Annotated in this window: 10 protein-coding genes; 8 read left to right on the top strand and 2 right to left on the bottom strand. The window is 73.4% G+C overall.

What is annotated here, in order from left to right; translation table 11 throughout:
* The first annotated feature begins 152 nt into the window (after nt 1-152).
* Nucleotides 153-1,976 carry a M14 family zinc carboxypeptidase gene (locus tag BLQ73_RS01360; protein WP_093167348.1) on the top strand — a complete coding sequence of 608 codons (1,824 nt, stop codon included), beginning with the start codon at nt 153-155 and terminating at the stop codon, nt 1,974-1,976.
* A 40-nt stretch (nt 1,977-2,016) separates the two neighbouring features.
* Here the strand turns inward: BLQ73_RS01360 and BLQ73_RS34445 are convergent, their stop codons facing one another.
* Together BLQ73_RS34445 and BLQ73_RS01355 are read right to left on the bottom strand one after the other, a co-directional pair.
* A complete protein-coding gene (locus BLQ73_RS34445) occupies nt 2,017-2,142 on the bottom strand; it encodes a hypothetical protein (protein ID WP_275936250.1) in 126 nt (41 codons plus the stop codon).
* 243 nt (nt 2,143-2,385) lie between these two features.
* On the bottom strand, nt 2,386-3,921 hold the full coding sequence (locus BLQ73_RS01355) for an aldehyde dehydrogenase family protein (protein ID WP_093167346.1): 1,536 nt from the start codon (nt 3,919-3,921) through the stop codon (nt 2,386-2,388).
* A gap of 181 nt (nt 3,922-4,102) precedes the next feature.
* Between BLQ73_RS01355 and BLQ73_RS01350 the strand changes: the two genes are divergently transcribed.
* The 7 genes from BLQ73_RS01350 to BLQ73_RS01320 all read left to right on the top strand — a co-directional run bounded on the left by BLQ73_RS01350 (nt 4,103) and on the right by BLQ73_RS01320 (nt 13,832).
* A complete protein-coding gene (locus BLQ73_RS01350) occupies nt 4,103-5,122 on the top strand; it encodes an SWIM zinc finger family protein (RefSeq protein WP_176955210.1) in 1,020 nt (339 codons plus the stop codon).
* The gene (locus BLQ73_RS01345; RefSeq protein ID WP_093167344.1) at nt 5,119-6,522 is read left to right on the top strand and encodes a DUF5691 domain-containing protein; all 1,404 of its coding nucleotides are present in this window, start codon (nt 5,119-5,121) and stop codon (nt 6,520-6,522) included. The genes BLQ73_RS01350 and BLQ73_RS01345 overlap by 4 nt, the downstream gene beginning before the upstream one ends.
* Nucleotides 6,519-7,586, top strand: a complete 1,068-nt coding sequence (locus BLQ73_RS01340; protein ID WP_093167342.1) for an ATP-binding protein — start codon at nt 6,519-6,521, stop codon at nt 7,584-7,586. The genes BLQ73_RS01345 and BLQ73_RS01340 overlap by 4 nt, the downstream gene beginning before the upstream one ends.
* Complete coding sequence (locus BLQ73_RS01335; protein ID WP_093167340.1) at nt 7,573-10,083, top strand: DUF5682 family protein; 2,511 nt, start codon at nt 7,573-7,575, stop codon at nt 10,081-10,083. Before BLQ73_RS01340 ends, BLQ73_RS01335 begins: the two co-directional genes overlap by 14 nt.
* Complete coding sequence (locus BLQ73_RS01330; protein ID WP_093167338.1) at nt 10,073-11,221, top strand: vWA domain-containing protein; 1,149 nt, start codon at nt 10,073-10,075, stop codon at nt 11,219-11,221. The genes BLQ73_RS01335 and BLQ73_RS01330 overlap by 11 nt, the downstream gene beginning before the upstream one ends.
* A 155-nt stretch (nt 11,222-11,376) precedes the next feature.
* A complete protein-coding gene (locus BLQ73_RS01325; RefSeq protein ID WP_093167335.1) occupies nt 11,377-12,777 on the top strand; it encodes an MFS transporter in 1,401 nt (466 codons plus the stop codon).
* 17 nt (nt 12,778-12,794) lie between these two features.
* Nucleotides 12,795-13,832, top strand: coding sequence for an enolase C-terminal domain-like protein (locus BLQ73_RS01320; RefSeq protein WP_093167334.1), 1,038 nt, complete (start codon nt 12,795-12,797; stop codon nt 13,830-13,832).
* Nucleotides 13,833-13,868 lie beyond the last annotated feature (36 nt).

The following is a 13,868-nucleotide window of genomic DNA, read 5'->3' as shown; positions in this document are numbered from 1 at the left end:
GGAGCGCGGTTGTGTCGGCGTGTGCACAGGGGCGGTGCAGGGGTGGCGTCCGGAAAGTGTGGAAATTTGGGTCTTTCAAGCATGGCTGCTGGGCCTGACTCTCAGTAAGAGGTGCGCGCCAACCCCCGACAGCGCACCCTCCCAAGGAGGAAATGGTGAGAAGGCATCTCATCACTGCCTTAACCGCCCTTGTGCTCCTGTTAGCCGCGGGGATCAGCGCGGCGGGAGCGGCGGCGGAACCACTACCCAGTCGGCAGTATCGCGTCGAGGGGCCGTCCACCGCCCAGCAGCGTACGGCCATCGCCCGCACCGGTGCGTTGATCGACGAGGTCGCCAAGTCCTCGGTCGTCGTGACGGCGACGGAGAGCGAGATCGCCGCCGTCAAGGCGCAGGGGTATGCCGTCACCGTGCTGCCCCACCAGCTCGGCCCCAAGACGGGCCGGCTCGCGGACTTCCCCCCGGCGGACTCCGGCTACCACACCTACGCCGAGATGACCGCCGCCGTGGACCGGATCGTGGCCGACCACCCCTCGGTCGCCAAGAAGATCAGCTACGGCACGTCGCATCAGGGCCGCGACCTGATGGCCATCAAGATCAGCGACAACGTGAACTCCGACGAGAACGAGCCCGAGGTGCTGTTCACCCACCACCAGCACGCACGCGAGCACCTCACCGTCGAGATGGCGATCTACCTGCTCAACCTGTTCACCGACGGCTACGGCACCGACGCTCGGATCACCGGCCTGGTCGACACCCGCGAAATCTGGATCATGCCGGATCTGAACCCCGACGGCGGCGAATACGACATCGCCACCGGGTCCTACCGGACATGGCGTAAGAACCGCCAGCCGAACAGCGGATCCTCCGCCGTCGGCACCGACATGAACCGTAACTGGGACTTCAACTGGGGCTGCTGCGGCGGATCGTCCAGTTCACCGTCCAGCGAGACCTACCGGGGCCCCTCGGCGGAGTCGGCGCCCGAGGTGAAGGCCGTGGCCGACTTTGTGCGCGGCCGGGTCGTCGGGGGAGTCCAGCAGATCAGGTCGCACATCGACTGGCACACCTACGGCGAGCTGATCCTGTGGCCGTACGGCTACACCTTCAACGACACCGCCCCCGGACTCACCCAGGACGACCGTGACGCCCACGCCGCCCTCGGCCAGAACATGGCCTCGACGAACGGCTACACCGCCCAGCAGGCGAGCGACCTCTACGTGACAGACGGCGGCATCGACGACTACCTGTGGGGCGTCCACAAGATCTTCAGCTTCACCTTCGAGATGTATCCGGTGAGCGCCTCGCCCGGTTTCTACCCGCCCGACGAGCAGATCGTGCCGCAGACCACACGCAACCGCGAGGCCGTGCTCCGCTTCCTCGAATACTCCGACTGCGTCTACCGCATCATCGGCAAGGAGGCGCAGCATTGCGGAGGCGCACCGCCCGCCACGGTCTGGTCGGACACCTTCGAAACCGCGACCGGCTGGATCACCGACCCCGGCGGCACCGACACCGCCACCTCCGGCCAGTGGGAACGCGGCGACCCCGAGGCCACCTCAAGCGGAGGCCCCAAGCAGCTCGGCACCACCGCCGGCGGAACCCACGCCCTCGTCACCGGCCGCCTCGCCGGATCATCCGCCGGAGCCCACGACCTCGACGGCGGCACCACGACCGTCCAGTCGCCGCCCATCACACTGCCCGCGCCCGGCCCGCTCACCCTGAGCTTCGCCTGGTATCTCGCCCACGGCAGCAACTCCAGCAACGCCGACCACCTCAAGGTCAAGGTCGTCGGCGCCACCACGAACCAGGTCCTCCAGCAGCCCGGCGCGGCCGTCAACCGCAATGGCTCCTGGGCGACCGCCACCGCAGACATCAGCGGCTTCGCCGGCCAGACCGTCCGCATCGTGGTCGAGGCCGCCGACGCCGCCGGAGCCTCCCTCGTCGAGGCGGGCGTCGACGACGTCAGAATCCTGCGATAGACAGCGCGCGGGGACCTCCAAGGTCCCCGCGTCATCCACGTCAGGCCGTGATCATGATCGCAAGGCCGATGAGCACGATCACGGGGATCATCCACATCACGACCTCGGCCGCGAACTCCTTGTACATGTGAACAGCTCCTCTAGGGACGAGCGGGGCGCGACGCAAGGCACACGTCATCCCGCAGCATATTCGACCGTCGGCAAACCCCATAAGGCGAGTCCCGCCCGCGCCACGCCTCTCTACAGAGAGGAAGACCTGTCGGCGCGCGGGAGGCCCTGGAGCTCTACTACGAGGACGAGCCGGTCCCCGAGGCCGTCGAGCAGCCCATCGTGGCCCCTACCGAGATCCGGCTGTCCGCGTGAGCTGTTGTGTGGTCAGGCCGGCGGGGAACCGGCCTGACGGGGCGGGTCAGAGGCGGTAGTCGAGGTCGGGGGTGATCTCGGCGACGTCCATCTGGGCCTTCTGCAGGCGGCCGCTGTGGTCCCAGTTCATGGACTGCCAGCGGGTGAACTGGTCGAGCACCCACATGCCGGACTGGCGGCTGCCGTTGCCGGACTTGCCGTTGCCGCCGAAGGGCAGGTGGGCTTCAGCGCCCGAGGTGGAGTTGTTGACGCTGACCATGCCGGCGCCGATGCCTTCGCGGAAGCGGAAGGCGGAGGCGGGGTCGGTGGTGTAGATCGACGAGGAGAGGCCGTAGCCGGGGCGGTTGGCGAGTTCGATGGCCTCGTCCAGGGTGCGGTAGGTCGCGATGCCGACGAGGGGGCCGAAGGTCTCCTCAAGGAAGATCTGGTCGTCGGGCCGGACGCCGTCGACGACGACGGGGTGGTAGTAGAGGCCGCCCTCGCCGGTGAAGCCGCCCCTGGGGTTGTCCTGCGTGATGCGTCCGGTGGGGCCGGTGACGACGGTGTGGTGCGGCTCGATCCAGTCGAGGTATTCCTCGTAGCGCTCGGCGAACCGGGTGTCCAGCAGCGGGCCGTAGACCACGTCCCCCGTCGGCTCGCCGACCTTGGCCGAGGCGACGGCGGCGGCGAGGCGGGCGGTGAAGTCGGCGTGCACGGATTCGTGCACGATCGCGGTGCCGAGGGAGGTGCAGCGCTGGCCTGCCGTACCGAAGCCGGAGAACAGGGCGCCTTCGACCGCGAGGTCCAGGTCGGCGTCGGGGGTGACGACCATGGGGTTCTTGCCGCCGAGTTCCAGGCAGGGCGACTGGAGGTGGCGACCGCAGAGTTCGCCGACGGCGCGGCCGACGGCGGTGGAGCCGGTGAAGCCGACCTTCTGCACGGTGCCTTCGGTGAGGGCGAGTTCGAGGCCGGCGAAGGTGGAGGAGCCGTCGGCGAAGACGAGGTTCAGGACGCCGTCGGGCAGCCCGGCCGCGGTGAACAGCCGGTAGAGCGCGTGGGCGGAGGCCGCCGCGTATTCCGCGGGCTTCCAGACGGCGGTGTTGCCGCACAGGAGCGCGGGGATGAGATACCAGGCCGGGACGGCGACGGGGAAGTTGCCCGCGGTGATGACGGCGGCGACGCCGACCGGTACCCGGAAGGTGAACAGGTTCTTGTCGGGCATCTCCGACGGCACGGTCTGGCCGTACAGGCGCCGGCCTTCGCCGAGGAAGAAGTCGCAGGTGTCGACGATCTCCCGGACCTCGCCCAGCGCTTCGGCGTAGGGCTTGCCGATCTCTTCGGTGACGAGCCGCGCGAGGCTTTCGGCGTTCGCTTCGACGAGGCGTCCGATCGAGGCGATGACGCGCCCGCGGACGGGCGCGGGCACGCGGGCCCATTCGCGCTGGGCGTTCCTGGCGGTACGGCAGGCCGCGGCGAAGGTCTCCGCGTCGGCGAGCCCCACGGTGGCCACGGTCTCGCCGGTGCGTGCGGGGTTGATGGACGTGTAGGACGCGACCGACGGGGCGTCCTTGCCGCCGATGATGGAGACGAGCTGGCGGGTCACCGTTGACCTCCTTGGAAGGTGTTCGCCCGAATTCTTCCCACGGGCTCTTCTCAGACAATCATCCGTCTTCCCGGCGGGTGCGGGCAGGCCGAGGATGTCTGCTGCATCAGATTGGCATAGCCAATCAAGGATTTACATAACCGGTCATGAAATGTCGGTCTAGCTGGCTAGTGTGCGTCAGGTGATCGAGGACTCGACGGCCGCCGGGAGGGACGGCGCGGGGGGCCGGGACGCCTCGGCGCGCCGCGCCGAGCAGCGCGAGCAGCGGGTGTCCACCGGCCTGCTTGAGCTGGAGCGATGGCTCACCGACCAGATACGGCAGGGCATCGCGGGCACCAAGGCCGCCGGCCACGCCCACTGGGACGACGTGGCCAGGCGCCTGGTCGACGCCCAGGCCCCTGGTGTGGCCGGGGCCGTCGCCCGGCTCGGCGCCACGCTGAGCGGCGAGGACTGGCCGGGCCGCCTCCTCGGGGAGTACGGGCTGCTCTACCTGCTGACCGCCGCCTACCGGGGCAGGGCAGGGCTGCCCGCAGACCTCGTCCGCACGGTCCGCAGCAGGATCGGCTTCCCCGTCACCAGGGAGGAGGTGCTGGCGGGCGCGGGCGTCCGCGACGTGTGGGACGTGCTCGGCCTCCGCGACGAGGAGCAGGACCGCTTGATCGCCCGCAGGGTGTGGCTGCGCGGACGCCGCACCGGCCGCAGCGCCCTGGTGCTGTCGTTCGCCCCTCCCGGCCGGCCGCTCGACGCCACATTGGCGACGGGCACCGCGGTCGACGCCGACCTCGCGTTCTACGCGGGAGCCGTCCCGCTGCGCGCCCTGGTGGCGGCCCGCCACGCCGCGCCGTACGCCTTCACGGGCCCTCCGCCCGGCACCGGCCCCGCCGCGGCCCTGGGGGAGGTGGCGGCGGCGCTGGCGGGCGACCCGTGGCTGGAGTCGTGGCCCCTGGTGCTCTCCGGCGTGGTGCCCACGCGGGACGGCGGGGCGGACGTGCGGGACGGCGGGGCGGACGCGGGCGAGGCCGGCTGGATGCTCGCCGACGCCTCCGGTGAGGGGCTGGCGCTGCACCCCGGGGCCGGAGCGCCGTGGACGCTCGTCGCCACGTCGGGCGGCGCGCCGGTCACGGTGGCCGCCGAGTGGACCCCCTGGGGCCTTGTGCCGTTGACGACCTGGGACGAGGACGGGCGGACGGTGGTCGTGTGACCGCACGGACCGTATGGGAGGACCTGCTATCCGCCGCCCTGATCGGCACGGACCGCAGGCCGTCGCCGGGCGCGGACGGTGAACCCGCGGCGGCGCTGCTGTCGGCGGCGGCGGCCGAGGAGGTACGGCGGAGAGCCGGGCGGCGGCCCCGCCGCGGCGAACCGCTGCCGCCCGCCGCGCCCGAGGAGCGCCCGCTCGTGCCGGAGGCCGCGATCACCAGGCTGACCGCCGTTCTCGGCGGCGACCGCGTACGGCTGCTGCCCGAGTGGCTCGCCGCGGCGGCCGGACGCGAACGGAGGCTTCCGCCGTACCTGCTGCCGGCGCTGCTGGACCACGGGGTTCGGGACCGTTCGATCCGCGAGCACCTGGGGGTGCTCGCGGGGCGGCGCGGCCGGTGGCTCGCCGGCCTGAACCCCGCCTGGGCCTACCTCGCCGAGGCGCCCGGCGGAGGCGACGGCGGGGCGGGGGAGCGGATGTGGGAGTTCGGCAGCAGGGGCGACCGCGTCCGCCACCTGCGCGAGCTGCGCGAGACCGACCCAGGCGCCGCCCGGGACCTGCTGGCGTCGGCCTGGGACAGGGAGACGCCGGGCGACCGCGCCGCCTTCCTCGACGTCCTGCGGTCCGGCCTGTCGCCCGCCGACGAGCCGTTCCTGGAGGCCGCCCTCGACGACCGCAGGCGCGAGGTACGGCACCGCGCGGCCGACCTGCTCACCATGCTTCCCGGGTCCCGCCTGGCCCGCCGCATGGCCGCCCGCGCCGCCCGCTGCCTCGGCAGGGACGGCGACGGCTTCGCCGTCAACCCCCCGTCCGCCTGCGACCCGCCGATGGAACGTGACGGGATCCGGGCCGCCGCCCCCGGCGGCAGCGGCAGGCGCGGCTGGTGGCTCCAGCAGGTGATAGCGCGGACGCCGCTGGGGTTCTGGCCTGGCCACCTCGGGCTGACCGCGGAGGAGATCACGGCGGCGGAGCTCGGCGACTGGTCCCGTGAGGTCAGGGTCGGCTGGGAGCGCGCCGCAGTGCTGCAGCACGACGCCGCGTGGGCGCGGGCGCTGTTCGCGAGGGAGCCGCTGGCCGACCTGTTGGCGGTGCTGCCGGCGGAGGAGCGCGCCGTCAGGGCGGCGGAGGTCGTCCGGGGGCACGCCGTGGACGGGCAGTTGATCATGCTGCTGGGCGGGGTGCCGGGGCCGTGGGGGCCGCCGCTGGCGAAAGCCGTACTGAACACGATCGTCGAGACGCTGGCGGTGCAGCCGTGGAACGTTGGCGAACTGGCCCGGATGGCGGCGGAGCGGGTGGACCCGGCCCTGGCCGGGCTGGTCGCCGACCTGTCGGACGACGCCGTCGTGCAGAACGTCGCCGAGACCCTCCGATTCCGCGATGAGATGCTCAAGGAGCTTCAGTGACCAACGTTCTCCGCCCGCACGCCGAGGATCAGTACGCCGAGGAGCTGGCGATCCTGGCCAAGGACGACGACCGGCCGAGGCCGCCGGGCTGGCACCTGTCGCCGTGGGCGGTCACGACCTACGTGCTGGGGGACGGCGAACGGATCACCCCGAAGTACATCGGCCCGCGGCGCGTCGTCGAGGTGGCCGTCGCGACCCTCGCCACCGACCGGGCGCTGCTGCTGCTCGGCGTGCCCGGCACCGCCAAGACGTGGCTGTCGGAGCACCTCGCGGCGGCCGTCAGCGGCGACTCGACGCTGCTCGTGCAGGGTACGGCGGGCACCGCCGAGGAGGCGATCCGCTACGGCTGGAACTACGCGCGGCTGCTCGCCGAAGGACCCTCGCGGGAGGCCCTGACGCCAAGCCCGGTGATGCGGGCGATGGCCTCCGGCGCGGTCGCCAGGATCGAGGAGCTGACCCGCATGCCCTCCGACGTGCAGGACGCGCTGATCACCGTGCTGTCGGAGAAGACGCTGCCCATCCCCGAGCTGAACGAGGAGGTGCAGGCCGTCCCGGGCTTCAACGTCATCGCCACGGCCAACGACCGCGACCGGGGCGTCAACGAGCTGTCGTCGGCGCTGCGCCGCCGTTTCAACACGGTCGTCCTGCCGCTCCCCGCCGGAGCCGACGAGGAGGTCGAGATCGTGGCCCGCCGGGTCGCGCAGCTCAGCGCGGCGCTGCGGCTGCCCGAGACCGCGACCGGGCTTGAAGAGATCCGCCGCGTCGTCACGGTGTTCCGGGAGCTGCGCTCCGGCGTCACCGAGGACGGCCGCACCAAGGTCAAGTCGCCGAGCGGCACGCTGTCGACGGCGGAGGCCATCTCGGTGCTGACGGGCGGCGTGGCGCTGGCCGCGCACTTCGGCGACGGGGTGCTGCGCCCGGCCGACGTGGCCGCCGGCATCGTCGGGGCGGTCGTCCAGGACCCGGTGTCGGACACGGTGGTGTGGCGCGAATACCTGGAGACGGTGGTGCGCGAGCGCGAGGGCTGGCGCGACTTCTACCGGGCGTGCCGTGACGAGCGTTGACCTGCACCTTCTCGGTGTGCGGCACCACGGGCCCGGCTCGGCCCGTGCCGTACGCGACCACCTGGCCGCACTCGGACCGGACATCGTCCTGATCGAAGGACCACCGGAGGCCGACGCCCTCGTCGGCCTGGCGGGCGACCCGGGTCTCGTCCCCCCGGTCGCGCTGCTCGCCCACGTGCCGGGCGAGCCGGGCCGTGCCGCGTACTGGCCGTTCGCGGAGTTCTCGCCGGAGTGGCAGGCGATCCGCTACGCGGTCGCCGCCGGCGTGCCGGCCCGGTTCTGCGACCTGCCCGCCGCGCACGGGCTCGCGGCGCAGCCCGAGGACGGCGGCGCCGACCGCGACCTGCCCGACCGCGACCCGGCCGACCGCGACCCGGCCGACCGCGACCCGGCCGACCGCGACCCGCTGGGGGAGTTGGCGCGCGCGGCCGGCTACGACGACCCGGAACGCTGGTGGGAGGACGTCGTCGAACACCGGGGCGACACGCCGTTCCAGGTCATCGCCGAGGCCATGGCAGCGGTGCGCGACGGCCACGTGCCGTCCGGCCGCGAGGCCCGGCGCGAGGCGCACATGCGGCGCGCGATCCGCAGGGCCGCCAAGGACGGCCACCGGCGCGTCGCCGTGGTCTGCGGGGCCTGGCACGTGCCCGCGCTGTCCCTGCCCGTGCCCGCCAGAGCGGACGACGCGCTGCTGCGCGGCCTGCCGAAGGCCACGGTGGAGGTCACCTGGGTGCCGTGGACCTACGGCAGGCTCGGCTCGTGGAGCGGGTACGGCGCCGGCGTGGACTCACCCGGCTGGTACCACCACCTGTTCACCGCCGCCGATCGCCCCGTCGAACGCTGGCTCACCGCGGCCGCCGGTGTGCTGCGCGAGGAGGGCCTGCCGGTGTCGTCCGCCCACGTCATCGAGGCCGTACGGCTGGCGCACGCCCTCGCCGTGCTCCGCGGCCGGCCGCTCGCCGGGCTCGGCGAGGTGACCGAGGCGGCCAGAGCCGTGCTGTGCGAGGGCGACGAGCTGCCGGTCGAGCTGATTCGGCGGCGCATGGTCGTCGGGGAGCGCCTCGGCCGCGTGCCCGACTCCACGCCGATGGTGCCGCTCCAGCGGGATCTGCGCGACCGGCGTACGCGGCTGCGCCTCAAACCGGAGGCGCTCGACCGGGAGCTTGATCTCGACCTGCGCAAGCCGCTCGACCTCGGCCGCAGCGGGCTGCTGCACCGGCTGACGGTGCTCGGCGTCCCGTGGGGCGCGGCACGGGAGGCACGGGGCAAGGGCACTTTCCGCGAGTCGTGGACCCTGGCGTGGCGGCCGGAGTACGACCTCCAGCTGATCGAGGCCGGCGTGTACGGCACCACCGTCGAGTCGGCGGCAACCGCGCGCATTCGCGAACTGGCGGCGGGGAACGCCGGTCCCCATGCCGGCGGGCCGGGCGAGGCGGGCCTCCCGGGCCTCCCGGGCCTCCCGGGTGTCCCGGGTGGAGCCGCCGGCGGGTCCGCGGGCGGGTCCGCGGGCGGGTCCGCGGGCAGGGCGGCGGCCGTGGGCGCGCCCCTGGCGGAGCTGACCGGCCTAGTGGAGACCTGCCTGCTGGCCGACCTGCCGGAGGCCCTGAAGGACGTGCTGGCGGCCCTGTCGGCCAAGGCCGCGCTCGACACCGACGTGATACGGCTCATGGCCGCCCTGCCCGCCGTCGCCCGCGCCCAGCGCTACGGCGACGTGCGCGGCACTCCGCCCGAGGGGCTCGCCTCGATCGCCGAGGCCCTGCTGACCCGCGTCTGCGTGGGGCTGCCCGCCGTGGTGTCGGCCATCGACGACGACGCGGCCTCGGCCCTGCTCGCCCACATCGACGCCGTCAACAGCGCCGTCGTCCTCCTTGAGACCGGCCCGGAGACCAGTACGGCCGGCGGCCTGGGGAGCGGCGCGGCGGGTGGCCCGGGGAGCGGTACGGAGACCAGTACGGCGGGCGGTCCGCCGGGCGGGGAGCCGGGGCCGCGCGGCCGGTGGCTGGCGGCGCTGCGGCAGGTCGCCGACCGGCGGGACCTGCACGGGCTCGTCGAGGGCCGCCTGATCCGCATCCTGCTCGACGCCGGGCACCTCGACGCCGACTTGGCGGCGCTGCGCCTGTCGCGGGCCACGTCGCCCGGAAACCCGCCCGCCCGCACGGCCGCCTGGGTGGAGGGCTTCCTGCCCGGCGACGGCCTGCTGCTGGTCCACGACGCCAGGCTGCTGACCCTCGTGGACGACTGGCTGACCTCCCTGGCCGCCGACCAGTTCACCGCGGTCCTGCCGCTGCTCCGCCGCACCTTCGGCGCGTTCGCCGCGCCCGAGCGGCGCTCCATCGGGGAGCGGGTCCGGGCGCGCGGTTCGCGTACGGTGGACGCCCCGGCCGACGAGGTGGACGGCGAACGGGCGGCGGCAGCCGTACGCACGGTGATGGACATCCTCGCGGCGGCGCGGGGGACGGCACGGGCCGGGGCAGGGGGCACGTCCGGTGGACGGTGAACGGCTGCGCAGGTGGCGGCTGGTGCTGGGCGGCGAGGCGGACGGCACCGGCCGTTCGCTCGGCGGTGACGACGCGCGGATGGACGCGGCGCTCGCCGCGCTCTACGACGGGGCCCCGGGCGACGGGGCCAGGTCGGCCGGGCTCGGCGGTTCGGCGCCGAAGGTGGCCCGGTGGCTGGGGGACATCCGTACCTATTTCCCCTCCACCGTCGTGCAGGTCATGCAGAAGGACGCCGTCGAACGGCTCAACCTCACCCGGCTCCTGCTGGAGCCCGAGATGCTCCAGGCCGTCGAACCCGACGTGCACCTGGTCGGCACGCTGCTCGCGCTCAACCGCGTCATGCCCGAGCGGACCAGGGAGACCGCCCGCGCCGTCGTGCGCAAGGTCGTCGCCGAGCTGGAAGCCCGGCTGGCGCAGCGCACCCGCGCGGCCGTCGCCGGCGCGCTCGACCGGTCGGCCCGCACCCGCCGCCCCCGCCGCGCCGCCGACATCGACTGGGACCGCACGATCCGCGCCAACCTCGCGAACTACCTGCCGGACCGGCGCACGGTCGTGCCGTCGACGCTGGTGGGGTACGGCAGACGCAGCAACGCCGTCCAGCGCGAGGTGGTGCTCTGCGTCGACCAGAGCGGGTCGATGGCGGCATCGGTGGTCTACTCGGGCGTCTTCGGCGCGGCGCTTGCCTCGATACGGTCGCTGAAGACGTCGCTGGTGGCCTTCGACACCGCCGTCGCCGACCTCACCGAGCGGCTGCACGACCCGGTGGACGTGCTGTTCGGCACGCAGCTCGGCGGAGGCACGGATATCAACCGGGCGCTGGCGTACGGCCAGGGCCTGATCACGCGGCCCGCGGATGCGCTGCTGGTCCTGATCAGCGACCTCTACGAGGGCGGGGTGCGGGAGGAGATGCTGCGCAGGGTCGCCGAGATGACTTCGGCGGGGGTGCAGGTGATCGCGCTGACGGCCCTGTCCGACGACGGTGCGCCGTCCTACGACCGCGACAACGCCGCGGCTCTGGCGGCGCTGGGCGTGCCCGTGTTCGCCTGCACTCCGGACGCGTTCCCCGACCTGATGGCGGCGGCGATCGAACGGCGCGACCTGAACCGCCCGCCGGAGCGGCATCGCGACCGGGCTTAGCGGGCCGAGGGCCGTACACCGCGGCCGGAGCGGGCCGGAGTGGGCCGGAGCGGGCCGGAGCGGGCGGGAGCGGGGCGCGTCTCCTCCAAAGGGCTGAGATCTCTAGGGCCAGGGCCCGATGCGACCGTGAGAATGCGGGGCCTATCTTGCGATTCATGGCCACATTGGATGAGTCACCCCGGCACGGGGACGAGATCACCGGCATTTTCGGCCCGCGCCACCGGGCGTTGGCCGTCGGGCTGGTGGCGATCATGACATTGGTGGCCTTCGAGTACCTCGCCGTCGCCACGGCCATGCCCAAGGTCGCCGCCGACCTCGACGGTATGGGGCTGTACAGCCTGGCGTTCAGCGGCGCGATGGCCGCCGGCGTGGTGGCCACCGTGGTCGGCGGGCGGTGGAGCGACCTGCGGGGGCCGCTCGCGCCGCTCTGGACCGGCGTCGCGGTCTTCCTCGCCGGGCTGGTGACGGCCGGCGCCGCCCTGAACATGGAGATGCTGCTGGCCGGGCGGCTCTTTCAGGGCTTCGGCGGTGGCCTGTTCCAGGTGTCGCTCTACGTCCTCGTGGCGAGGGTCTACCCGCCGGCGCTGCATCCGAGGGTGTTCTCCCTGTTCGCCGTGGCGTGGGTACTGCCGTCCATGATCGGGCCCGCGGTCGCGGGGGCGGTGGTCGACCAGGTCGGATGGCGCTGGGTCTTCCTCGGCGTCGCGCTGATCGCGGTGCCCGCGGCCCTGCCGACCTGGTGGGGGCTGAGCCGCCCCGACGTGGTGCGGAGCCTCGCCGGAGGCCAGGGCACCCCGGCGCCCGGCCTGGCCAGGCGCGTCGGCTGGGCCGTCCTGACCGCCGTGGGCGCCGCGCTCATGCAGTACGGCAGTGGCCGCCGCGGCGCCGAGATGCTGATCATGGTGGCGGGGCTGGCGCTGCTGGCCGTCGCCCTGCCGCGCCTGCTCCCGCGCGGGACCCTGCGCGCCGCCAGGGGCCTGCCGACCGTCGTCGCTCTGCGCGGCCTGGCCGCCGGGGCTTTCATCTCCGCCGAGGTCATGGTCCCCCTGATGCTCATGGAGGCGCGCGGGCTTTCCACCGTCGCGGCCGGCCTCGCCCTGACCGGCGGCGCGGTGACCTGGTCGTTCGGGTCGTGGCTCCAGGGGCGCGGGGTGCTGCCCCGCCTGGTGCTCCTGCGCGGCGGCACGGCGCTGATCACGGTCGGCGTCGCCCTGATGGCCGTGGTGATCTTCGAGGCGGTGCCGGTCGCGCTCGCCTACGTCTCCTGGATCATCGGCGGGCTGGGCATGGGCCTGGTCTACCCGACGCTGTCCGTCCTCGCCCTTGAGCTGTCCCGCCCGGGGGAGCAGGGGCACAACAGCTCCGCCCTCCAGGTGGGCGAGCAGGTCTTCACGGTCGTGGTCGTGGCGGTGACCGGCGCGCTGTTCACCGCACTGGAATCGGGGTTCTTGTACAGTTTCGGGGTCGCCGCCCTGGTAGCGCTGGCCGCGGTGGCCATCGCCCCCCGTTTTGCGCAACCCGTAGTAGGGGGCACCATGGTGAAAACAGAGGTCTGATCTGGATCGGGGGTCTGATGCCGCGAGTGCGGGCGCTTGAGGTGTTCCGGCTCCGCCTGCCCTATGGGAGGCGCCCGGAGAGCATCCTCATCAGGCTGACCGATTACGGCGGGATGACCGGGTGGGGAGAGGTGGTCGAGCCCGCCGTCGGCCACGGAAGCCTCGACAAGACCTGGACCGTTCTCGCCGAAAGCCTCGCCCCCGCCCTCATCGGGGTCGACTGGGAGCACCCCCACGACCTCGGACGGCCCCTGCCCGGCGGCTCGGCCACCGACATGGCCTGCTGGGACCTGTGGGCCCGCATGCGCGGCGTGCCGCTGGCCCACGCCCTCGGCGGCAGCCGTACGTCCCTCACGGCGACCGTGCGCATCGGGGCGGACCGGTCGCTGGAGAGCCTGGTCGGCCGGGTCAACCGCCACATCTGCGGCGGATACGCCCACGTCACGCTGGACGTCTACCCCGGATGGGACATCGAGCCCCTGCGGGCCGTGCGCCTCGCCTACCCGGGTCTCGCGATCTCCGTGGACGCCCAGTGCGCATACGGCGAAGCCGAGATCGAGCAGGTCGCCGCCCTCGACGCCTACCGTCTCACCGCCATCGAGCGCCCCTTCGCCCCCGCCGACCACATCTCCCACGCCGAGCTGCAGGAGCGGGTCGCCGCGTCCGTGGCCGTCGAGGCCCACACCGTGCCCGACCTGACCGAGCTCACCGCCGCCCACGCGGGCCGCGCCCTGCTGCTGAAGCCGCAGGGGTTCGCCTCCCTCCAGGAGGTACGGCGGGCGCACGACCACTGCGTCGCCTCCGGATGGGACATCGTGTGCTCCGGAGGCCAGGGCACCGGCCTGGCCAGGGCCGCCACCGTCGCCGTCGCCGGACTGCCCGGCTGCACCCTGCCGTGCGACGTCACCCAGCCGCCCAGGAGCGCCCAGATCGTCACCCCCGCCGTCGGGGCCTCGGGCGGCGTCGTCGCCGTCCCCCTCACCCAGCCCGGCCTGGGACACCTCGTCGACGAGGACCGGGTCCGCCGCCTGGCCAAGGACTCGTTCGCGATGTGACCATCTTCATCCCCCCGGAAAGCAGCATTTCCGATC

Source organism: Sinosporangium album (genome assembly GCF_900100605.1).
GTDB lineage: Bacteria > Actinomycetota > Actinomycetes > Streptosporangiales > Streptosporangiaceae > Sinosporangium > Sinosporangium album.
The sequence above is the reverse complement of the archived record's forward strand: the minus strand, read 5'-3'. Positions and strand labels throughout refer to the sequence as shown.